Origin of the sequence: Citrobacter sp. RHBSTW-00944 (assembly GCF_013615435.1) — a bacterium.
In the GTDB taxonomy this organism is placed as follows: Bacteria; Pseudomonadota; Gammaproteobacteria; order Enterobacterales; family Enterobacteriaceae; genus Citrobacter; species Citrobacter braakii.
Genome location: NZ_CP055418.1, coordinates 36,436 through 57,535, shown reverse-complemented (window position 1 = coordinate 57,535; position 21,100 = coordinate 36,436). Strand labels below are relative to the sequence as shown.

Below are 21,100 nucleotides of genomic sequence, written 5' to 3'. Positions count from 1 at the left end.
CTTCGCTATCTCTGCTATGATGCCTGCACACAAATAAAACAAAACAACATGCAGAGGGAAAGATGAGTTCCACCAGAAGAGGGATGATGAACGTCCTGATTGCCGCCGTATTATGGGGAAGTTCAGGCGTTTGCGCGCAGTACATCATGGAGCAAAGCCAGATGTCGTCGCAGTTTCTGACCATGACGCGCCTGATTTTCGCGGGGCTCATTCTGCTGATGCTCTCTTTCGTTCACGGCGACAACGTATTCTCCATTATCAAAAACCGCAAGGACGCCATCAGCCTGCTGATTTTTTCCGTGGTCGGGGCACTCACCGTACAGCTAACCTTCCTGCTGACCATCGAAAAATCCAACGCCGCCACCGCGACGGTGCTGCAATTTTTGTCACCGACCATTATCGTGGCGTGGTTCTCCGTGGTGCGCAAAGCGCGGCCGGGGATTTTAGTGCTGACGGCGATCTTCACCTCACTCATCGGTACCTTCTTACTGGTCACCCACGGTAATCCGACGTCGTTATCTATCTCAGCTGCCGCGCTGTTTTGGGGAATAGCCTCGGCGTTTGCCGCCGCATTCTATACCACCTACCCCTCAACGCTCATCGCGCGCTACGGCACGTTGCCAGTCGTCGGCTGGAGTATGTTAATCGGTGGAATGATCCTACTGCCGTTCTATGCCGGGCAGGGAACTCATTTCGTGGTAAATGGCAGTTTGGTTCTGGCGTTTTTCTATCTGGTGGTCATCGGCACGTCACTCACGTTTAGCCTGTACCTGAAAGGCGCGCAGATGATTGGCGGACCGAAAGCGAGCATTTTAAGCTGCGCGGAACCGTTGAGCAGTGCGTTGCTGTCCCTGCTGCTGTTAGGCATCACCTTTACCCTGCCAGACTGGCTGGGTACGCTTTTGATCCTCTCATCGGTCGTGCTTATCTCAATGGACTCACGTCGCCGCGCCAGAGCGGTTTAACCCCAACTGGCGCGGCAACGGGTGACGATTACCAGCCCGGAACTGCGCCGCCGTTAAAGATAGTTTCTGCCGCCTTCGCCACTTCCGGTGACTGATAAGATTGCAGGAATTCTTTCACATTCTCGGCATCTTTATTGTCTTCTCGCGCCACCAGAATGTTCACGTACGGTGAATTTTTGTCTTCGATAAATACGCTGTCATGTACCGGAGAAAGCCCGGTTTGCTGGATGTAGGTGGTACTGATAATCGCCACATCCACTTTTTGATCGTCCAGCACGCGCGGTAGCTGCGCCCCTTCCAGTTCCATAATTTTCAGATGTCGCGGATTATCCGTAATATCCAGCGCCGTTGGCAGCAGGCCGGTATCCGCTTTCAGCGTGATTAACTTCTCTTTTTGTAGCAGCAACAGCGCCCGCCCAAGGTTGGTCGGATCGTTAGGTATCGCAATCGTCGCACCGTCTTTTAGTTCATCAACAGTTTTGATTTTCTTCGAATAACCCGCCATCGGGAACACAAAGGTATTGCCCACCGCTACCAGCTTATAGCCGTGCGCTTTATTATCTTGTTCAAGGAACGGACGATGCTGGAAGACGTTGGCATCCAGCTCACCATGATTAGTGGCATCGTTGGGCAGCAGAGAACCGCTAAACCCCACCAACTCCACCTCCAGGCCATATTTTTCTTTAGCGACTTTCTTCGCGACTTCCGCCACATCCTGCTCTGCGCCGTTAATCACGCCCACTTTAATATGCTTTGCATCATTGTTCTGCTGATCGCATCCTGCCAGCAATAATCCCGCCAGTAATAACGCCGCCCCAGCCCCAAAATAAGGTATCTTCAGTTTCACGTTTTATCCTTTTGCAATAACCGCCTGATGAGTAATGAAATGACTATAGCGGGAAGGCCGCTGCGGTTTAAAAAACGAAAAAGCATCAGCAAGAAGAAAAAAGCATAATGCGAAAAGGAAAATTAATCGGAATGTGCCGTTAGCTCATCAAAGGAAAGCCCAGTAATAATTAGCACCAGTTCACGATCAATCCCCTTTTCAAGCATGGCTTGGGCTATCCGCAACGCTTCTTCCTGTTTGCCTTCAAGTAATCCCTTTTGCAGTCCTTCCTGCAGGCCACTGCGATGCCCCGACTCACGTAAGCATTCTGCGATAGTCATTAATCTCTCCTTGTGTTGGGGAACGCACAGTGCAACCTTTCGAATAAACGCCTCAAAACGTGGTGCGCTGCCAGACTGAACCAGGTAATTAAATAGCGTTTCTACCTGACTGTCATTAGCGTGTCCCTTAATCAGCAAGGCAACCAGTTTATCCACTAGCACCATCAAATCGCGCTCGCGTATATGCTTCTGGACAAGTTCCAGTAGCGCCATCCGCCGATGCTGCATAATCTCATCATCAGACACCATCGTGATGTCTACCAGCGGAAAGGCCGCGCCATAAAGCTGCCGCGCCGTTTCTGGATCGTCAAACTCATCCAGCCAACACAGTGAAAAAGGGTACGGGCTAGCAACGCCATGGTAAAAAAGTATCGGAACCACCAGCGGCAGCTTTTTGTGTCCGGCATCAAGGTGATTTTGCATCGCGGCAATAGCGTAACGCATCAGCCGGAATGCCATATGAGCATCCGATGAACTCTGGTGTTCAATCAACGCGTAGATATAGCCTTTTCCGGTCCTCGTTTTCAGTGACCACAGAACATCGGAATAACTGGCACGCAGGTCTTCCTCTATAAAACTCCCGGATTCCAGCTTCAGTGTGTTCAGATCGCAAAGTTCACGTAATGCTGCAGGTAGGTAGATATCAAGAAAATCCCGTGCCGTTTCTGGGTGACTTAAGAACTTTTTAAATACCGCATCATGCGGTATAGACGTTGTATTTTTTTTCATGGCGGTCCGTCACCAGAAGTACAAGATGACGGAACCTTACTCGCCAGTAGCGCACACAACATCAGGGAACTTTTCTATCTGCGAGACGCTTTGGCGAATAAATACATACTTTTGCAATGTATTCATTTGCAGGGAATGGTGTTCGCAAAAATGCCCGGTAAGCGTGAGCACCTCCGGGCATTTTTGTATGCCATCCGACGATGGCAATATCACATCAGGGCTTTCACTATCTCCATCAACCTGACGACATCTGCAGGCCGGGTATTACCGGTCTGTGAGTCAATAATCGAGCTGTAAACATGCGGCATGACGCGCGGCACTCCAGCCTCCAGACAGGTTTGCAGGATAATGCCGAAGTTATCGAGATCGATACCGCCGGTCGGTTCAATCAGCGTCATACCGTTTCGCGCCGCGATCGTCGCCAGTGCGTACAGCTCTGGCAACGATGTCTCACCGCCCATCGGGAAAAACTTAGCGGCATGCGCGCCAGAATCCAACATCATGCGTACTGCGGCATCGCAGGAAACTCGAGCTGGTGTGCCCTGGCTGCTGCTGACGCCGGTCGAGATCAACACTTCCCCTGGCGTGCCCGTCGGGCTGACCAGTGCGTTGATATGGGTCTGTTCACCGCCCGTTGCCGCCAGCGCCCCTGCCGCAAAGCCGCAGCCGGTAAAGGTCTGGTTGACGTGTGCCGGATGAACCTGAGAGGCAATCATTGCCGCTTTGTAATACTGCGCAGGATCACCTGCCCCCAACCCCACGGAAACCGACGGCACGTCGGTCATCCAGCGCTTCACTTCCTGAACCCCTTCCTCAACCGAGGAAAACTGAGCGGAAAGGATACCAATCACCGCATGGCCTTCGGCAGCATCATAGATTTCCCGCGCATTGGCGATATCCTTCGCCAGCACGTTAATGGCCACTTTATTACGATAAAAATTAATGTGCTGCATGCGCTGCAATCTCCTTTAGTCGCGCCACAATCAGCGCCATTTCCCCTTCAGCGACCGTACGCGGGTCAAGACTGAAAACGCCCTGATGTAGGTTGTAACGACGAGCGTAAATCGCGATATCACCCCCGCGCAGCTGCGCTTCTACGGCGTACGCATCTATCCCCAACACCTGCGCATTTACCCGAATACGAATCCGCCAGATAGCGCGTCCGGCTTCGTCTTGCTCAATATCCGCATCCAGTCCACGAATGTCTGAAATCGCCTGCGCCACGGGCCAGAGCTCTTCAGCAGTGGTCACAGTTTGGCCCTGATGATAGTTTTCCAGGGCATACACCAGCCCGACCATATTCTCTTTGCCGATTTTCATCGCCCTGGCAATCCCGTGGTGCTGCGCTTTACACGCGGCAATCCACTGTTTCTTCCCGGTGATAAACCCGGAGGTCGGCGCGTTAAAAGCTTTTGCCCCGCTATAGACCACCATATCCGCCCCGCTCGCCACCCAGGCGTGTAAATCTTCCTCGGCAGCGGCATCGACAATCAGCGGCAGGTTGTGAACCTGCGCGACCTGCACGAAGTCCGCAATGCTCAACATGCCTTTCTGTACGCAGTGGTGCGATTTCACGTACAGCAGTGCGGCGGTGTTGTCGGTAATTGCGCTCTGCAACTGCCAGTGGGCCGCCAGATTACTTGACCCTACTTCCACCACCCGCCCGCCACCCAAGCGAATGGCGCTGGTGATGGGCGCACCATAGTCGACGTTATGCCCGCGCAGCATGACTACTTCATTCGCCATACCCGCACTGTCCGGCATCAGCGAGACTCGCGCCTGGTCACCGCGGGTAATGGCGGCAGCAACAGCAATCGCAATACCCGCTGATGCACAGGAAGTGACATAGCTGTCTTCAGCGCCGGTGTAGCGGGAAACCAGTTCACCGGTGCGGTCCACCAGCCGATCAATTTCAACAAAGGCTGAGGCAGCTCGCACAGTGGCTTGCATCACCTCCGGCGCCACGCTGGAAACGCCCAGAATCGTCATCTTGCCGCAGGCGTTAATGACCTGTCTTAGTCCCAGTTGTTGGTAAATATTTTGTGTCATGGCTTACAGTACTCCCAGCAGCGAACAGACCACGCTGAGCGCGACAATCGACAGCAAAATCGTGGTATAACGCGGCCCTTTCTTCACCAGATAGAAGTAAATGGCGAACACCGCCGCCAGCGGCAACAGGCCGGGAGCAATGGAGTCGAGGATTTGCTGGACCACCACTTCAGAGCCTTTCAGGGCGCTGAGTTTTAACGGCGTGGTGATCTTGACGTAGCTTGCAGAAAGCGCGCCCATCATAATCAGGCCCAGCACGTTCGCACCGTAGATAAGCTCCTTAATTCTCCCTCCCTGCAGCAGACCAATTATCGAATCACGCCCCAGCGTATAGCCTTTGTGAACCATGCCATAGCTGATTGCCAACGTAATGGCTGGATAGAGGATTAAAGGTACAATTCCGCCCATCGCGCTGCCATTAGCGGCAAATGGGATGAAAATAGCAATTAACAGCGGCATAACAGCAGCCCAGATGATTGAGTCTCCCATCCCGGCCAGCGGCCCCATCAACCCGGTTTTAATCCCGGTAATTGAGGCATCGCTAATCGGCTCGCCGCGAGTTTTCTGTTCCTCCATCGCAATGGAGATCCCCTGAATCACCGCCCCAAACGTCTGCTCTGAGTTGAAGAAGTTCAGATGGCGTTTCAGCGCTTCCACCTGCTCCTCTTTTTGCGGGTAGAGTTTTTTGATGATCGGCGTCATTGAGGCGCAGAAAATCAGGCTTTGCAAACGTTCATAGGAGCTGGAAACTTCAGCGCCCAGCCAGTAAATAAACCAGGCTTTAGTGATATCTGCTTTGGTCAACGTGCCGCTTTCACGTGCGCGCTCCACCAATTCATGCTGCATTACGTCGCTGCTCATCATGCTGCTCCTTCATTTTTCGCCAGACCTTTAATCAGGAAGGCCACGCAGGTACCAAAGATTGCCATCGCCATGATGCCCACTTTCAGGTACAGCACTGCAAAGAATCCGCCGATAAACCACGGCAGCAGGCTCTTTTTACCGATCACCATAATGGTGATGGCGAAGCCCAGCGCCGGCAGAATGCCACCCATAATTTCAAAGGAGTGAGTCAACCAATGCGGCATCAGCTTCAGGAAGCTTTCCACAACGTCCTGACCAAAATAGTTGGCGGCGAAAACCACCGGGAAACGCAGTACCAGGCCAAGCAACGCCGGGTAGAGGAACGCACAGCGCATAATGCCCGCCATATTTGCCGTTTCCGCATGCTTGTCGGCCATATGAACCCACGCGGCGTTTAACGTGCGGCGCAGCTGATCGAGGAATACGCCAATGACGCCAAATGGAATGGCCAGCGCGATAGCCAGATTCGGGTCCATTCCGGCCTTCACGGCGATAGGAATTGAAATACAGGCGGCCAGCGCCGGATCCGACGGGACGTTACCGCCTGGCGTCGAGGTCACACCGAGGTAAACCAACTGCATCCCTGCACCTATGATCATCGCCGTTTCCATGTTGCCTAACAGCAGACCAACGAATACGGCAATCACCACCGGCTGTAGCAGCATGGCGGAGAAGGTGTAGCCAAGGCGTAAGCGGGCAAACCAGTAATACAATCCCATCAGGCTTGCAAAGACTAAAGTATCCATAATATTTTCCTGTACACGTCATCCTTCAGGCTGCCTCTTTGTTGGCTGCCTTCGCTCACCCCAATCACTTACTTCAGTAAGCTTTGGGGATTCACTCAGTTGCCGCCTCGATGCATCCAGAATGATTTTGTGTATGCTAAATGGTTAGAATTTTTTCAGGATATCGTCCAGCGACTGCGGCTTATCTTCCGGGATAGTCTGGAAGAACACCTGAATCCCACGATTTTTCAGGTCGCTCAGAATGCCGACGTCTTTTTCATCCAGTGTAATGTTCTGGAATACCGCTTTGCGGTTTGGCCCCCCACCCAGCCCACCAACCTGAATAGTGGTGACATCAAAGCCCAGTTGAACCGCTTCCTGCACCGCCGCCAGAGAGGGGAACAGCACCAGTACTTTGCCGTCACCAAGCTGGTTTTCTTTCCAGGCGGCCGCAAAACTTTGGTTACCGAAACAATCCACTTTGATGTTCGGGGGCGCGGCCATCAGGTAGATATTTTTCATAAACGGATCGGCATCCAGCTCATCGCTAACAACCGCAATCCGGTTTGCCTGAGATTGCCCAACCCATTTGGTCACCACTTGTCCATGAATCAGACGGCTGTCGATACGACATAAGACGATGTTTGCCATGATGTTTATTCCTTATTGTGATTGTTGTAGTTGACGTACGTGGGCAACAACGTCCAGGCAGCTGCTACGCCCAGCCTCGACCAGATCGGCCACGCAGGTGGTCAGTTGGCCATGCTCGCGTTTATCAAGCGCCTCCAGTAACAAAGAGGCGTTGAGCCCTGAAATCACTGCTACCGGGTAATCAGCACTCAGCCGCGCTGCCACGTTGGAGGTCGTGCCGCCAATAAAATCAGTCAGGATCAGTGAGCCTTCCGGCATGGTTTTCACCACGGCTTCAACGCGCTGATAAAACTCGCCGAGCGTATCAACAGGCATCAGGGAAATTTCCGTAACGCCTTTGATTTCACCCATCACCATGCGCAAGCTGTTGCAAAGCTGTTGCCCCCAGCCGCCATGGGTCAGCAGCAGGATCTGGGGCAAGGATTCAGTGGTAGTCAAAATGGCCTCCTGGCTCAATTACATAGACATAGGTAAACAGAGCAAAGGTTGTGCCAGTATTTGTGTCACGCGGGGATTTGTGGATGCCGGCGGGGCGAAAAGCCCCACCCAAACAAAGGATTAGCTATACAACAGTTCGTAGATATAAAAATATTCCGCATCCGATAACCGGATGGCATAGGCCTCTTCTATCGGCAGGAAAGCAGATTTAATGACACTAAACGCGCGAATATCCAGATCCGGTTTATTCTCCAGCGCCATCTGTAACGGTTTGCGGTTAATCACGATACGCTCGACCATACAGCAGCAATGAATCAGGAAGCGCAGTGTCACCTGACGACTCGGTTTCAGAGAAAGCGCAGTGGTCAGATGGTTAAGCACACCTTCTATCTCTTTCAGAATGCGCTGTGGGTTGAGCACCGAAATATGGTTAATGATGCTCTCCATAGTCAACGCACTGATAAAGCGCATCGCACTGCGCTCCATCTCCAGACGGCGTTCGCTACTGGAGAGATCCGGCGTCAGCAGGCTGAGCACCAGCTCGGGGCCTTGCTCAGAGAACAACTCCTCGAGCGAGATAAACGGAATGTCCGGCAGTCCCGGCTGGAAAGTACCGACGATTCCCGCCAGACGTTCACTGGGGTTTATCGCTTGTTGAACGCGTTCCAGGCTACGCACTTCGTTGTAATCAAGGATAACCATCCGCGTATCCTGCGACATCAGCTCGCCGAAGCTCTCTTCCAGCACCTTTTTGATTTTTTCCGCCGTTCCCATGCCGGTGATGCAGGAGATGACCAGCACTTTACCGCAGTTTTCCTGCTGCGGCGTACAGAGCTGACAGGGTATATTTTTGCTCTGCATCAACGCCTCCAGCTGCGGTAGATCACTGGTTTCGTAGCTTAAATCCAGCCCTATCTCCAGCAAACTGGTGAGCGTGATATTGGGCATTAGCAGAACGTCTATCTGGAATAATTTACTGATAGTGCTACCAAAATGGATCAGAGAACCAATATCCACCATCAGGATCAACCGACGATATTGCCGGGTGTGGATCATCTGCGTCAGGGCTTCCAGTGTGTCATGCACCGACTGCTCGAAAGGCATATCGATAGCGCTGAACACCTCGCGCTCCAGCACGCGATTCACGTACTGTGCCTGACTTGTGGCGGTCGTCGCACCATGGGCAATCAAAATCACCCCGCAGTCCGGACTGGCATCAATCCGTTGGCGGTAATGGCGACACTCTTTGAGGAACAAGCATAGCCAGACCACTTCCGTCGCCGGACACTGAATATGCAGCAGTTCATTGATTTTTCGGCATAACAGCGTGGCGTTTTCATATTCATCTTTACAGCGATCGAGGATCAGGCTGGAAGAATAAAGTTGGGGAATAAGTCCACGCTGTACGTAGCCAATCAGCGCCAGGAAGTGTTTGCGCAGCGGGTTAATCAGATTTTCCGGCAGCGTGAAACCAAGCACCTGTTCAACGCTGCCGATCAGCAGCGTGACGCGCTCTTCAATCTGATCGCCATAGCGCGGGGGATGCGCCACGTTGTCGCGGCTGTAGAGGCCATATTCAAAAATTGAGCTGAGTTTGTTTTTGAGGATTGCCAGCGTTTCGGCTGGCGGTACGTTGCTGTTACGCAGGTTGATATATTCCCGGGTCAGGAAGCTGTAAAAGAGATCGCTCTCTTCTATTTCGGCTCCGGTGGCCAGCGAATTTTTCAGTGCGGGCAGCGTGCGGGCATCAATGCTCAGGTGCTCTTTGCCTTCAAACATCGTACCAATGAGCAGACGCTGTTCCGGCGTGGCGTTAAACGGAATATCTGCCAGACGTTTATCCAACTGTAGCGTATCGCTGTGCTCCGTCATCCCCGAGGCCCAAGCCTGGGCGCAGAGAAACTGAATGTCGCTCTTGAGCTGCCCAATATTGCCTTCCAGCGGCTTGTTCAGCAGCCAGAGCAGCAGGGTACGGTCGATGCTTATCGTACGCTCGATTTTGCGGCTCTCACGCTGTAAGAAGCCAACAATCAGTTCGACCTGCTCTTCCACTGAGCGCTGGCGGATGCTGGGGAGATCGATACACACCTGAATACGCCGCTGGAAGGTACGCAACAATGCCGAACTTACTGGTTCGGTAGTGGCACAAATCAAGCGTACCGAAATAGAACGCACCACGGCGCTTGAACCTAACGGCCGGTATTCACCTTTGTCGAGAATAGAGAACAGCTTTTCCTGACCTTCATACGGTAGACGATGCACTTCATCAAGCAGCAGATAGCCGCCGTCGGCCTGCTCGACCAGACCGGGTTTATTTTCGTTTGCGCCAGTAAATGCCCCCTGTCGATGACCAAACAGATGCGAAGAGAGCAGCTCCGGGTTATGGGCGTATTCTGCGCAGTTGAAATAGACCAGCGGTGGGGGCGTTCCCACTGCACGCTCGCAGGCGAAACGGTGCATCAGTTCGGCAAAAAAGGTTTTACCGACGCCGGAGGGACCAGTTAGCAGAACATGCAGTCCATGAGGATACAGCACCGCCGCACGACCTTTTTCCACCGCATCGCGCAGGCTGCGATCGTAACCAATCAGGCCGACAAAGGGATCGTCTGTCGCCTGGTTTTCCTGAACAGGCAACAGGTCGGCAACTGTTTGCACTTCGCGCTCGGACTCATCCAGTTTGCGCCCCAGCAACGTTTCAATCGCCTGGCGGTGCAGAAAGAATACCGGGCGCCCACGGCTTTTAATCGCCAGACCGTCGTTCCAGAGCTGATTGAGATCTTTACTGACCGAGTTGCGCGCCAGTCCAAGGTTAAAGCCGATTGCCTCCGCTGTGAACGCCGTTTCCTGCGCCAGATGGGCAAGATTCAGTCCTCGCGTCAGCCGTTCCAGCTCCCCCAGTATTATCTCAATCCGTCTCATCTCTTTACCGCTTAAGAAATAAATGATTGTTCAGAACATACACTATTCTGCTACGCAAGAAAGTGAGGCGGCGTCCAGTCCTTCCGGTCATCAAAACGTTTTCGACAAATAATGGCGCGCGGAACCGGTTTCTGGAAAGTTATCGAGGGTCATTTGCAACTGATAGCCGTTTTTCTGATAAAACGGCAGCGCCTGGAAACTCATCGTGTCCACCAGCGCATGCAGGCATCCTCTCTCACGCGCCGTCTGTTCAGCGGCCTGCATCAACTTTGTGCCGTAACCGCCTTTACGCAGCGAGTCATGCATCCACAGGAAATCAATGCACAGCCATTCGCCTTTGATTTTACCGATCAGCCCGCCCAGTATTTCATTGTGCTCATCGCGCCAGTACACCGCCAGGTCGCCAAAATTGGTGGTCCTCAGAAACTGGCGATTGTAGGCGCGCAATCCAACAAGCAGAGCATTTTGATCGTCTTCAGTAATGGTATCTGTAATCTGTATTTGCATCCTATCCTCCTGAAAAACTAAAACTTCTGGCTGATTTTCTTTTTAGAAATTAACACAGGCTGATGAGTGAGGCGCATGCCGTCTACACTTACTCTTGAGATGATGCGCATCGACAACAAGGATTATTATCATGAAACAAGCCGTTTTACCGCTTATTGCCATTCTTTTCATGCTGCCGGGTTTGGCGCAGGCCGATTCGGCTTATGGCTCTCTACAGTCCGTTCATGAAAAAAACACCGTATTGAAGGATTTACGCAAGATTTGTACCCCGCAGGGGTCGCCATCGGATGAGGTGTGGGAAAAAACGATTATGGCTGATACGCGTAATCAGCAACACATCCGCGAAGCCATTCTGGCAATACAAAGAAACAATCAGAACAACTACTGGGAAGCGCTGGGCAAAGTTGAATGCCCGGATTTGTAACTATCGCATTGAAAAACGAGTGCTGTAACCGGTTTCTGTTTTGCAAAATCGCCTATTGTGTAGGGAAATGAAACACATCAAGGAGCAAGATAATGCGATACCGTTTTCCCGAAAACTTTTGGTGGGGCAGTGCCTGCTCGGCGCTGCAAACCGAAGGGGATAGTCTGAACGGCGGCAAAAGCCAGACGACATGGGACGTGTGGTTCGACCGCCAGCCTGGGCGTTTCCATCAGGAGATTGGCCCGGCGAACACCTCGACCGTTTATCAGCACTGGAAACAGGACATCGCACTGCTCAAACAGCTGAAGCACAACAGCTTCCGCACTTCAATCAGTTGGTCACGACTGATCCCGGACGGTACTGGCGACGTCAACCCGCAGGCAGTTGATTTCTATAACAACGTCATCGATGAGCTGCTGGCGCAAGGCATTACGCCATTTATCACCCTGTTCCACTTCGATATGCCGATGGTGATGCAGGAGAAAGGTGGCTGGGAAAACCGTGATGTGGTTGAGGCGTTTGGTCGCTACGCACAAACCTGTTTTACCTTGTTCGGCAATCGGGTGAAGCACTGGTTCACCTTTAACGAACCGATTGTCCCGGTAGAAGGCGGCTATCTGTATGACTTCCATTACCCTAATGTGGTGGATTTCAAACGCGCGGCCACCGTGGCGTATCACACCGTACTGGCGCATTCCACGGCGGTGCGCGCGTACCACGCCGGAAGTTATGACGGTGAAATCGGTGTGATCCTGAATTTAACGCCCTCTTATCCGCGCTCACAACACCCGGCGGATGTAAAAGCTGCGCACCATGCGGATCTGCTGTTTAACCGCAGCTTCCTTGACCCGGTGCTAAAAGGTGAATATCCGGCGGATCTGATAGAGCTGCTAAAAGAGTACGATCAACTCCCAGCATGTCGGCCAGGCGACAGTCAGCTCATCGCCGATGGCAAAATCGACCTGCTCGGTATTAATTATTATCAGCCGCGCCGCGTGAAATGTCGTGATACTGCCGTCAATCCTGACGCGCCGTTTATGCCGGAGTGGCTGTTTGATTATTACGAAATGCCGGGGCGTAAAATGAACCCTTACCGTGGCTGGGAAATTTACGAGCCAGGTATATACGATATTATTACTAATCTGCGTGATAACTACGGCAACCCGCGCTGTTTTATTTCTGAAAACGGCATGGGAGTCGAAAATGAGCAACGTTTTATTCAGCAGGACCAAATCAACGACAGCTACCGCATTGAATTTGTTTCCGCGCATCTTAAATGGCTACATAAAGGCATTAGCGAAGGGTGTAATTGTCTTGGCTACCATATGTGGACCTTTATTGATAACTGGTCCTGGCTCAATGGATATAAAAACCGCTACGGTTTTGTCCAGTTAGATTTAGATACGCAAAAACGTACGGTGAAGAAAAGCGGCGAATGGTTTGCCCATACCGCCGAAAACAAGGGTTTTGATTGATTCAGTCGTCAGATAGCGGTGTTGCCTGAAAGCTGCGCGCCATCAGGCAACAATCTCACTGTATTCTGACCTTCATCGTGACCAGAAGCGCCGTCAGCAGCATCAGGCTGCCGGAAAGCATCAGGGGCGAAAGCAGTCCGAGGTTATCGAGCGCATAGCCTCCCACCGCTGCCCCGCAGGTATTGGCAAGCTGGATCACGGCGACCTGGACGGATCCGGCTTTTTCTGCCTGATCGGCAAGCGATCGGGTGATCCACGTCGACCAGCCGACCGGAACCAACGCAAACGCCAGGCCCCAGATAATCGCAATACCTGCCGCCACAACTTTGTCGCTACCCCACAGGATCAGGACCAGCGCGCTAAGCGCCAGCACCAGCGGCGCACCGGCTAAGGCCAGTTTGACCGAGCGCTTCAGAACTACCGAGGAGAGCGACGTCCCGACAAAGCTGGCGATACCAAAACTCAGCAGCACCAACGTCAGGCCATCAACTTCAAAGCCTGCCAGATTCATATAGATCGGGCGAATATAGGTAAAGAAGGCGAACTGTCCGGCAAAGGACATAAAGATGGCAATCATCCCGGCCATCACCCCCGGGCGCTGCAGCAGGCTGAACATATTTTGTTTCTGATGCGAAGGTTCACCTGGCAACGACGGCAGCGCTCTCACCACCCAAATCGTGCACAGCACGCCCATTACCGCCGCCGCATTAAACACGTTGCGCCAGCCGATAATACCGCCCAAAAAACTCCCCAGCGGCGCGGCAATCACCAGCGCGACAGAGACCGCGCCAAAAATCACCGACAGCGCTTTCGGTACCGTACGGGCGGGAACCAGACGCATGGTCAGCGACGCCGACATCGCCCAGAATCCGCCAAGCGCCAGACCGAGACAGGCGCGGCCAATGAGCAGCAGTGAAAAAGAGTTGGCAAAGGAAACCAGCAGGCAGGAGAGCGTCAGCAGCACCGAAAACACGATCACCACGTAGCGACGATCGGTCGCCTGGATAATTTGCGTCACAAACAGGCTGGCGAACATGGCAACAAATGCCGTCACAGTCACCGATTGTCCGGCAACACCTTCAGAAATCCCCAGATCCTGCGCCATCGGCGTTAACAGGCTAACGGGCAGAAACTCAACGGTTATCAGGCAGGCAACGCAGAACGCCACAGCGAATACCGCCGACCAGTTCGGTCGGGCATTTGCCTCAGCGCGGGATTTTTGTTCAACAGCTTCACTCATTTTGTTACCTGCGTGGGGTTATTGCAGAAAAGTTACGCAGTGTAACACTAAATCTGTGACGCATTTAACGTTTTGGCAACTTTACCGCTGAATGTCGACGTGTCTTATTCGACCAGCGGCAGGGTCCCTTTGTCGGCCTGAGTCACGTAACGCCAACAGGCATGACTGTCAGTGCAGCCAGTGCACGCCATCTTCGGGCTGGAAAAAGGCGTTATAGCGCATCTGAAACGCATTAAACTCCTGCATATCCGGCTCTATTTCGCGCAGAAAACCGAGCGCCAGACGCATCTGTGCGTCAGTAATCGGCGTGGCCAATCGGGCTTTTTGCAGCCAACGGTGCCATTGCAGCAGATTCGACTCACTGCCGTCGACAATAACGATTTGCCAGATCAACAACACCTGGGCAGCATTTTGCAGATGCGATTCATCTGGGCGGTGGAGGTACTGTAAAAAAGCCTCACCCTGTACTTTTCCCATCTGATCGATCATCGACTCTACCGACACAACATCAATATTCAGTCGCTCGCTCAGACGGCGAATTGCCCGTCGAGATCCGGACGTCAACACCCGAAAACCCACTACAAAAACAACGACCAATGTGGCCAGCATTATCCAAATCATGCGCACATCCATTACCAGACAGGATGCCCATCATAACGGCAAATTCCTCTCTGTCGACGACTGAACGTATCAACACGATTCAGGATGGATCCGCGACATAAAAAAGCCCGCCATTCAGGCGGGCAAAAGTTACCAATGCACACTTAACTTAAGCGACTTTCAATTGTTGAATTTTTTTCTCGCGGCGAATTTTACGTTCTTCAAACACGGCCACAATGGCCATCAGACAGATACAACCGATGGCGGCGGTATCCAGCGCGGCGAACGTGCCCGCCCAGCCGGTCAGACCGAAAATCGGCGTGCCGTCGGCAATCATCCCCAGACCCAGCTTGGCGAAGCTGTCACCAATCAGATATGCGAAGGTGCCTTTAATCCCATCGGCTGCGCCGATCGCTTTTTTCGGTACGAATCCGACGGCTGCAACGCCGATTAACAGCTGAGGACCGAACACCAGGAAGCCCAGCGCAAACAGCGAAGCCAGATAGACATACTGGTTGCTGGCGTGCTGATAAACGCCCAGAGTTGCGATAATCAACGCCAGCGCCACGCAGGCTACCAGCGCACGACGACCGTTAGCCAGGTCAGAGAGCCAACCCCACAGTAACGTGCCGACCAACGCGCCCACTTCAAACAGGGTAAAGCCCTGAATCGCCACTTCTTTGGAGAGCTTCAGCTCCTGGAAAGCGTAGACAGTGGACCACTGGTCGATACCGATGCGCACCACGTACAGGAAAATGTTGGAGAAGCACAGCAGCCAGATCACTTTGTTTTTCAGCACGTACTCAACAAAGATCTGCCATTTGGTCATCTCATTTTCTTCAGTCTCTTTGTCCTCTTCGCTTATCTCCTCGCCGAACAGCTCTTCAGCTTTACCGAGGCCATAAGACTCCGGGGAGTCGCTGCCGTAGCGCAGGCCGATAAAGCCGACAATCAGGGCGATAATTGACGGGAAGATAAACATACCAATGACGTGACCGTCGAACAGATAGTTGGCGCCAAACAGCGCCACGCCAGCCGCACCCGCACCACCGAGGTTATGGGAGATATTCCACATACCGAGGTAAGAACCCCGCTTGCGACGCGGCGTCCATTTGGTGATGGTGGAATAGCTACACGAGCCGCCAGTACTCTGGAAAAAACCGCTCAGCGCGTAGAAGGCGATCATCAGGAACAGGCTGGTTGAACCCGCTCCCATGCTGGCGCTGAAGCCGAGCATACAGATGGCGGAGAGGATCAGCATAAACGGCAGGAACTGCTTGGTATTTTTGCCGTCTGCGTAGTAGGAAACCAGCGTTTTACCCACGCCGTAGGTGATGGAGAAGCCCAGGCCAATCATTCCCAGCTGCGTCATGCTCAGCCCGTAGGTGGAGATCATGTCGTTCTGCGCGATATTGAAGTTTTTGCGGATCAGATACATGGTCAGGTAGCCAATAAAGACTACCAGATAGGACTGCATGAACGGTTTGAACCACATTTTGCGCCGCACATCGAGCGGCAGATCCAGGGTCGGCTTGCGTACCTGGTTTAGAAAGGCCAGCATTTGACACTCCCGAGCTAATTTTTATACCTGCGAATGGCAGGCATTGTAAAAATCAGCCGGGGGACGCGCCTGAGACAGCGTCCAGGTGAAACCGGGAAAATTTCTTAGTTTTGCCCTACTCAGGGCAAAAAGGTGAGGTGCATCACGCTTCGTTGAGTTCGCGTGGAGCCTGGGCGTTCAAAAACGGCAGCAGCAGCAGCGCGGAAATCCCCGCCGCAATGGCGATCACCACAAAGAATCCGGTCCAGTGCCAGACCTCCATCACCTTCGCCAGCGGCCAGCCGGAAAGCGATGCCCCCAGATAGGCAAACAGCCCGACAAATCCGGTTGCCGCGCCCGCTGCCTCTTTGTGCGAGCACTCTGCCGCCGCCATGCCGATCAGCATTTGCGGGCCGAAGACGAAGAATCCGGTGGTGAAGAAGCACGCCGCCTGCATCACGTAACTGGCGAACGGCATCAGCCACAACGAGCCCACGGAGAGCAAAATTCCGGCAGCAAAAATCAGGTTCATTGGACCGCGGTTGCCGTTAAACAGTTTGTCCGAGCCCCAGCCTGCGACCAGCGCGCCGATAAATCCGCCCAATTCGAACATGGTCACGGCGGTATTGGCGGTCACCAGATCCACGCCGAGCGTCTCCGACATATACAGATTGCCCCAGTCGTTGATGGCGGCGCGGACGACGTACACCAGCACGTAACACAGCGACAGCAACCAGATATAGGGATTCAGCAATACATAGCGGGTGAGGATCTCTTTACGGCTCAGCCCTGCTCCTTCCTGCTGCTGGGCGATTTCCAGCTCATCATGGCGCCAGTCGCCAATCGGCGGCAGACCAATCGCCTGCGGCCTGTCGCGCAGCCGCCAGCAGAGAAAAATCCCCACTACAATCGCCAGCAGCCCGGCGATCATCATCCCGGCACGCCAGCCGTAGAGCAGCGCCGTCGCCGCCATCACGATAGGGATCAGCGCCCCGCCAACATTGTGCGCAGTATTCCACAGTGCCCACCAGCCGCCGCGTTCGGTACGCGAATACCACGCGGTCAATAAACGCGCGCAGACCGGCGACCCCCAGCCCTGGAAAAAGGCGTTCAGCGCCCAGAGCACCGCAAAAGCCCAGAGCGAGGTGGAGAAGCCAAACAGAATGTTCACCACGCCGGTGGCGATAAGCCCAAACCCCATAAAATAGCGGGCGTTGGAACGGTCACTGACGATACCGGAAACAAACTTCGACAGGCCGTAGGTGATGTAAAACAGCGTCGCCAGCAGACCAATGTCGCTGCGGGTCAGCACGCCGCTGGTGAGAATATCCGGTACGGCGGCGTTGAAGCTCTTGCGTGTGAAATAGAACAGCGCGTAGCCGAGCCAGATAGTGGTCAGAATATGCCGCCGCCAGTAGCGGTAGAGGGCATCCACTTCACGCTTATCGGTGATGAGCGGCGCGCTGACTGGGGCTTTTAAAAACGAAAACATGACCGCTCCTTACACATAACGCTGAGGTAACGACACGCTGACCCGCGTGCCGTGCGTACAGGAAATCGAGAGCGATCCCCCGAGGGCGGTAATACGTTCACGCATCCCGGTGAGGCCAAATCCCAGCTGATTCGACCCCGGCGGCAGGCCGCTGCCGTCGTCCTCAATCACCAGCATCAGCCGTTCATCCTGCTGCCAGCCCTGAAGCGTCACCGCGCTGGCGTTGGCGTGCTTAACGATGTTGTTCAGCCCTTCCTGACAGACGCGAAACAGCGTCACCCGCTGACTTTCGCTGAGTACAGATTCGTCAATTCGCCAGTCAAGGTGGCTGACGATGCCACGGCTTTCCAGCTCCATTTCACGCATCAATGAGCGGATGGCTTGTTCCAGCGTGAGATCATCCAACTGGCGCGGACGCAGACGACCCAACAGACGACGCACCGAATCGTACACGCCAAGAGAAAGTTGTTCGATATGCGCCCCGCTGCGCTTCACCCCTGCGTTTTCCGGCGCCAGCCGCTGGACAATGCCCGCCTGGGTGCGAATGGCGGTGATGGTCTGACCGATATCATCGTGCAGTTCGCGCGCCACATCCCGGCGCACGCTCTCTTCGGTCTCCAGCAGGCGTTCAGCCAGACGGTGGTTGCGCGCTAATTCGTTTTGCAGCGACTGGTTAAGCTCGCGCAGACGCTGGATCCCCGCGCCGAGCAGCAGCCCGGTCAGGCTTTGCACCAGCAGGGAGAGCAACAGGTCAACGGGATGATCGTGCCAGGTCTGGCTGGCAATCAGCGCAATGGCGTTCATTAACGTGGCAATCAGCGCCCCCTGCCAGCCGTAGTGCCAGGCGAGCGCAATGATCGGCAGTGCGAGGCAAAACGGCGTGAAGCGCGACAGTTCATCGGGCAGGCCAAGCTGCAACCACAGGCTGACGCTAAACAGCAGCAGATACCAGACCAGATGCCGCCCGCGCCAGTTCACCGGCTGAGACACCACCGCCGGGCCCAGCGGCAACCAGGTGGTGCTGGTAAGATAGTGCCAGAAAACCAGACAGATCGGAGCCAGCGTTAATCCACCAGTGAGCGTCAGCAGTAGGGCATTCCACGCCTCTTCGCCTTGCCCAAGCCAGGGCAGCGATTGCAGCAACGCCGCCGCCGTCAGCGCCGCGCCCTGTAACAGCAGCGTGCGCCAGTCGCGCTGATGGCGGTAGCGCGAAATCAGCATCACCGGGAGTAACGTGAGGAAGCTCCCGATCATCAAAAGTGGCAAGTGAGCCAGCGCCACTTCCTGCGCCAGCCAGAAAAGAAGCAGCCATTCCGCACCCAGCAGCACCGGCCAGTAGCCGCGTGGACATTGCAGCATCAACCCCAGACGCAGGCCAAACGGAAACAGCAGTACCGCCAGCTCCGGGCGCTCAACCAGGTGCAGGCTGATACTCCACAAGCAGAACCACGCGGCAGAGAAGATAAAGAAGCAGGCAACAACGGTGATTAACCGGGAACAGAGCGTGTTCATTGCCAGCCGTCAAACATCCGGCGGGCCAGTTCGACATCATTGCTAACGCCCAGTTTTTCCATCAGGTTAGCGCGATGCACGTGCACCGTTTTCGGCGACAGGCCCAGTTCGGCGGCAATCTCTTTTACCGCCATGCCTTGCGCCAGTTTCTCCGCCACCTGACGTTCGCGTTTGGTCAGCGGATCCTGACGACCAGCCGCCAGTTTGACGGCGATATCCGGCGTCAAATAGCAGCCGCCGGTCGCCACGGTATGCACCGCCGCGATCAGCTCATCAGGGCTACAGCGTTTAGAAAGGAAACCACGCGCGCCCGCGTTGAGCGCCTGCTCCACCAGCGCGGGGCTGTCGTGGACGGAGAGCATGATAATCGCCATCCCTTTTGGCAACTGGCTTAACAGTTCAAGACCGGAGATATCAGGCATCGAGATATCACAGATACATACCTGCACGCCACGTCCCGGTAATCCCGCCAGCGCCTCACTGCCTGAGCCGAACTCAGCCACAACCTGCAAATCAGGTTCCAGCCCCAGCAACTGGGCAAAGCCGGAGCGGACGATAGTGTGGTCGTCGATAAGGGCAACGGTGATCATGGGTTCTGTCCTGGGGGATAAAAAACGTGCTTACCTTAACGATATACACTTTATCCTTCAAGCAGCCTCTGCGTTGGCTTGGTCTGCTCACCCCAGTCACTGACTTGAGTAAGCTTCTGAGGTGAGCAGACTTGCCGCCTTATGCAGCTTGAAGGATTTTGTGTTCCGACGCGCTGCTGTTTAAGCCTTGAGCGATCAGGCGATGCCAGTTGTGACGGTAAATGTGCGGGTGTGCTGCGGTTCTAGCTGAATCAACGTGCCTTTTCGCTGTGCCGCCAGGAAGCCTTCAGGGCGACAGGTCGCAGGTAGGGCGAAGGCTGCCACCTGCTGATCGCCGTTATAGAGGATCCAACGGGTGACATAATTCAACTCCGCGCTGGAGAAACGCGTCACGAACGTGGTGCCATCAGGTGCGATCATGCGAAATTCAGGCTTATCCGTGTATCGGTCCAGTTGGTCAGCGAAGAAAACGATTTCCGGATCGTAAAAATCGGGCTCGTTGAGGCGCCCCAGCGAGGCCTCGCCCTGGATGATCCGCTGATTAAACGCCAGCCACTGCTCGGTAGGTTTAACATGCGCGGGTACCGACTCACGCAGCTTCATGGCTTCATCCGGGATATTCTGGCTGAAGGTCGCTTCCGGTACGTAGGCATAGTTCATATGGCACATATACTGTAAAGGCATTGCCACTGAGGCGAGGTTGGTGACCGCCATCTGAATATCAAACAGCGCACTCGCTTTGCGCATAACCACCGCAGGATGCGCCTGATAATGATGACCGAACCCCATCACATACTCGTAGCGTCCGCTCACGCGCAAATTCTCTCCCTCCAGCTCCAGCCAGGCCTCATCCATCGCGGCACAGGCCATTTCGCCATGCAACGGGTGAGAATCTTCTGGCGAAGGGCAGCCATTAGCCAATATACCCGAGTGGAAAGCAAAGCAGCCGTATGTCGCTACCACTTCCGCAGCCGGTTTCGGCTGACTAAACATGTTGCGCATGGTCAGTTCATGCCCGTCAAACTGAGCATCCCAGATCATCTGCCCCATCCAGGGCAGAATAACCAGATGTCCACGACTGTTTTCTACCTTCAGCCCTTCCACACCGCTGGCGTAACGAAATGCGGTAACCGTGAAGTCGCTATTCTTCAGTAAGATTCGCGGATGCTCTGCAAAGAGTTCCCGCCACAGCGTGATACGTGTTGTCATGATC

At 54.1% G+C, this 21,100-nt stretch carries 20 protein-coding genes; 3 read left to right on the top strand and 17 right to left on the bottom strand.

Going from position 1 to position 21,100, the window contains the following annotated elements:
• Positions 1 to 62: 62 nt before the first annotated feature.
• Positions 63 to 965 (top strand): carboxylate/amino acid/amine transporter, encoded by a 903-nt coding sequence (locus HV334_RS00265; RefSeq protein WP_153689879.1) that lies wholly within the window; start codon positions 63 to 65, stop codon positions 963 to 965.
• Positions 966 to 993: 28 nt separating this feature from the next.
• Here the strand turns inward: HV334_RS00265 and nlpA are convergent, their stop codons facing one another.
• The 10 genes from nlpA to HV334_RS00215 all read right to left on the bottom strand — a co-directional run bounded on the left by nlpA (position 994) and on the right by HV334_RS00215 (position 11,014).
• Entirely contained in the window at positions 994 to 1,812 is an 819-nt protein-coding gene (nlpA, locus tag HV334_RS00260; RefSeq protein ID WP_046276188.1) for a lipoprotein NlpA, read from the bottom strand.
• A 122-nt stretch (positions 1,813 to 1,934) separates the two neighbouring features.
• Positions 1,935 to 2,861, bottom strand: a complete 927-nt coding sequence (locus tag HV334_RS00255) for an Rpn family recombination-promoting nuclease/putative transposase (RefSeq protein ID WP_181221027.1) — start codon at positions 2,859 to 2,861, stop codon at positions 1,935 to 1,937.
• 209 nt (positions 2,862 to 3,070) lie between these two features.
• On the bottom strand, positions 3,071 to 3,814 hold the full coding sequence (locus tag HV334_RS00250; protein ID WP_047498754.1) for a 2-dehydro-3-deoxy-phosphogluconate aldolase: 744 nt from the start codon (positions 3,812 to 3,814) through the stop codon (positions 3,071 to 3,073).
• Entirely contained in the window at positions 3,801 to 4,910 is a 1,110-nt protein-coding gene (gene dgaE / locus HV334_RS00245; RefSeq protein ID WP_047498755.1) for a D-glucosaminate-6-phosphate ammonia lyase, read from the bottom strand. Before dgaE ends, HV334_RS00250 begins: the two co-directional genes overlap by 14 nt.
• A 3-nt stretch (positions 4,911 to 4,913) precedes the next feature.
• A complete protein-coding gene (locus HV334_RS00240) occupies positions 4,914 to 5,774 on the bottom strand; it encodes a PTS system mannose/fructose/sorbose family transporter subunit IID (RefSeq protein WP_005121522.1) in 861 nt (286 codons plus the stop codon).
• Positions 5,771 to 6,520 (bottom strand): PTS sugar transporter subunit IIC, encoded by a 750-nt coding sequence (locus tag HV334_RS00235; protein ID WP_181221026.1) that lies wholly within the window; start codon positions 6,518 to 6,520, stop codon positions 5,771 to 5,773. The genes HV334_RS00240 and HV334_RS00235 overlap by 4 nt, the downstream gene beginning before the upstream one ends.
• A 144-nt stretch (positions 6,521 to 6,664) precedes the next feature.
• Entirely contained in the window at positions 6,665 to 7,150 is a 486-nt protein-coding gene (locus HV334_RS00230) for a PTS system mannose/fructose/N-acetylgalactosamine-transporter subunit IIB (protein WP_003023959.1), read from the bottom strand.
• Between the two features lie 12 nt (positions 7,151 to 7,162).
• Positions 7,163 to 7,588 carry a PTS sugar transporter subunit IIA gene (locus HV334_RS00225; protein WP_047498758.1) on the bottom strand — a complete coding sequence of 142 codons (426 nt, stop codon included), beginning with the start codon at positions 7,586 to 7,588 and terminating at the stop codon, positions 7,163 to 7,165.
• A gap of 120 nt (positions 7,589 to 7,708) precedes the next feature.
• Positions 7,709 to 10,507, bottom strand: coding sequence for a transcriptional regulator DagR (dagR, locus tag HV334_RS00220; RefSeq protein ID WP_181221025.1), 2,799 nt, complete (start codon positions 10,505 to 10,507; stop codon positions 7,709 to 7,711).
• A gap of 90 nt (positions 10,508 to 10,597) precedes the next feature.
• A complete protein-coding gene (locus HV334_RS00215; protein WP_016155037.1) occupies positions 10,598 to 11,014 on the bottom strand; it encodes a GNAT family N-acetyltransferase in 417 nt (138 codons plus the stop codon).
• A 130-nt stretch (positions 11,015 to 11,144) separates the two neighbouring features.
• Between HV334_RS00215 and HV334_RS00210 the strand changes: the two genes are divergently transcribed.
• Positions 11,145 to 11,438 (top strand): YicS family protein, encoded by a 294-nt coding sequence (locus HV334_RS00210; protein ID WP_019078023.1) that lies wholly within the window; start codon positions 11,145 to 11,147, stop codon positions 11,436 to 11,438.
• Between the two features lie 92 nt (positions 11,439 to 11,530).
• Positions 11,531 to 12,913 carry a glycoside hydrolase family 1 protein gene (locus tag HV334_RS00205; protein WP_181221024.1) on the top strand — a complete coding sequence of 461 codons (1,383 nt, stop codon included), beginning with the start codon at positions 11,531 to 11,533 and terminating at the stop codon, positions 12,911 to 12,913.
• A 55-nt stretch (positions 12,914 to 12,968) separates the two neighbouring features.
• Here the strand turns inward: HV334_RS00205 and nepI are convergent, their stop codons facing one another.
• From nepI to HV334_RS00170, 7 genes are all read right to left on the bottom strand, one after another.
• Positions 12,969 to 14,153: a purine ribonucleoside efflux pump NepI gene (nepI, locus tag HV334_RS00200; protein ID WP_016155040.1), complete on the bottom strand. Its 1,185-nt coding sequence runs from the start codon at positions 14,151 to 14,153 to the stop codon at positions 12,969 to 12,971.
• A 168-nt stretch (positions 14,154 to 14,321) separates the two neighbouring features.
• Entirely contained in the window at positions 14,322 to 14,774 is a 453-nt protein-coding gene (locus HV334_RS00195) for a DUF1198 family protein (RefSeq protein WP_181221023.1), read from the bottom strand.
• A 148-nt stretch (positions 14,775 to 14,922) separates the two neighbouring features.
• The gene (uhpT, locus tag HV334_RS00190) at positions 14,923 to 16,314 is read right to left on the bottom strand and encodes a hexose-6-phosphate:phosphate antiporter (protein ID WP_003023929.1); all 1,392 of its coding nucleotides are present in this window, start codon (positions 16,312 to 16,314) and stop codon (positions 14,923 to 14,925) included.
• Between the two features lie 142 nt (positions 16,315 to 16,456).
• Entirely contained in the window at positions 16,457 to 17,785 is a 1,329-nt protein-coding gene (locus tag HV334_RS00185) for an MFS transporter (protein ID WP_181221022.1), read from the bottom strand.
• Between the two features lie 9 nt (positions 17,786 to 17,794).
• A complete protein-coding gene (gene uhpB, locus HV334_RS00180) occupies positions 17,795 to 19,297 on the bottom strand; it encodes a signal transduction histidine-protein kinase/phosphatase UhpB (RefSeq protein ID WP_141875739.1) in 1,503 nt (500 codons plus the stop codon).
• A complete protein-coding gene (gene uhpA / locus HV334_RS00175) occupies positions 19,294 to 19,887 on the bottom strand; it encodes a transcriptional regulator UhpA (protein WP_016155044.1) in 594 nt (197 codons plus the stop codon). The genes uhpB and uhpA overlap by 4 nt, the downstream gene beginning before the upstream one ends.
• Before the next feature lie 195 nt (positions 19,888 to 20,082).
• Positions 20,083 to 21,096, bottom strand: coding sequence for an aldose 1-epimerase family protein (locus tag HV334_RS00170; RefSeq protein WP_131347227.1), 1,014 nt, complete (start codon positions 21,094 to 21,096; stop codon positions 20,083 to 20,085).
• Positions 21,097 to 21,100: the final 4 nt, after the last annotated feature.

Excerpts from the sequence above, each read along its gene's own strand:
- HV334_RS00255 (WP_181221027.1), bottom strand. The coding sequence starts at position 2,861 with ATGAAAAAAAATACAACGTCTATACCGCATGATGCGGTATTTAAAAAG.
- HV334_RS00170 (WP_131347227.1), bottom strand. The coding sequence starts at position 21,096 with ATGACAACACGTATCACGCTGTGGCGGGAACTCTTTGCAGAGCATCCG.
- HV334_RS00215 (WP_016155037.1), bottom strand. The coding sequence starts at position 11,014 with ATGCAAATACAGATTACAGATACCATTACTGAAGACGATCAAAATGCT.
- dgaE (WP_047498755.1), bottom strand. The coding sequence starts at position 4,910 with ATGACACAAAATATTTACCAACAACTGGGACTAAGACAGGTCATTAAC.
- HV334_RS00230 (WP_003023959.1), bottom strand. The coding sequence starts at position 7,150 with ATGGCAAACATCGTCTTATGTCGTATCGACAGCCGTCTGATTCATGGA.
- HV334_RS00205 (WP_181221024.1), top strand. The coding sequence starts at position 11,531 with ATGCGATACCGTTTTCCCGAAAACTTTTGGTGGGGCAGTGCCTGCTCG.
- HV334_RS00265 (WP_153689879.1), top strand. The coding sequence starts at position 63 with ATGAGTTCCACCAGAAGAGGGATGATGAACGTCCTGATTGCCGCCGTA.
- HV334_RS00210 (WP_019078023.1), top strand. The coding sequence starts at position 11,145 with ATGAAACAAGCCGTTTTACCGCTTATTGCCATTCTTTTCATGCTGCCG.
- uhpB (WP_141875739.1), bottom strand. The coding sequence starts at position 19,297 with ATGAACACGCTCTGTTCCCGGTTAATCACCGTTGTTGCCTGCTTCTTT.
- uhpT (WP_003023929.1), bottom strand. The coding sequence starts at position 16,314 with ATGCTGGCCTTTCTAAACCAGGTACGCAAGCCGACCCTGGATCTGCCG.
- HV334_RS00235 (WP_181221026.1), bottom strand. The coding sequence starts at position 6,520 with ATGGATACTTTAGTCTTTGCAAGCCTGATGGGATTGTATTACTGGTTT.
- HV334_RS00240 (WP_005121522.1), bottom strand. The coding sequence starts at position 5,774 with ATGATGAGCAGCGACGTAATGCAGCATGAATTGGTGGAGCGCGCACGT.
- HV334_RS00195 (WP_181221023.1), bottom strand. The coding sequence starts at position 14,774 with ATGATTTGGATAATGCTGGCCACATTGGTCGTTGTTTTTGTAGTGGGT.
- dagR (WP_181221025.1), bottom strand. The coding sequence starts at position 10,507 with ATGAGACGGATTGAGATAATACTGGGGGAGCTGGAACGGCTGACGCGA.
- uhpA (WP_016155044.1), bottom strand. The coding sequence starts at position 19,887 with ATGATCACCGTTGCCCTTATCGACGACCACACTATCGTCCGCTCCGGC.
- HV334_RS00250 (WP_047498754.1), bottom strand. The coding sequence starts at position 3,814 with ATGCAGCACATTAATTTTTATCGTAATAAAGTGGCCATTAACGTGCTG.
- nepI (WP_016155040.1), bottom strand. The coding sequence starts at position 14,153 with ATGAGTGAAGCTGTTGAACAAAAATCCCGCGCTGAGGCAAATGCCCGA.
- HV334_RS00185 (WP_181221022.1), bottom strand. The coding sequence starts at position 17,785 with ATGTTTTCGTTTTTAAAAGCCCCAGTCAGCGCGCCGCTCATCACCGAT.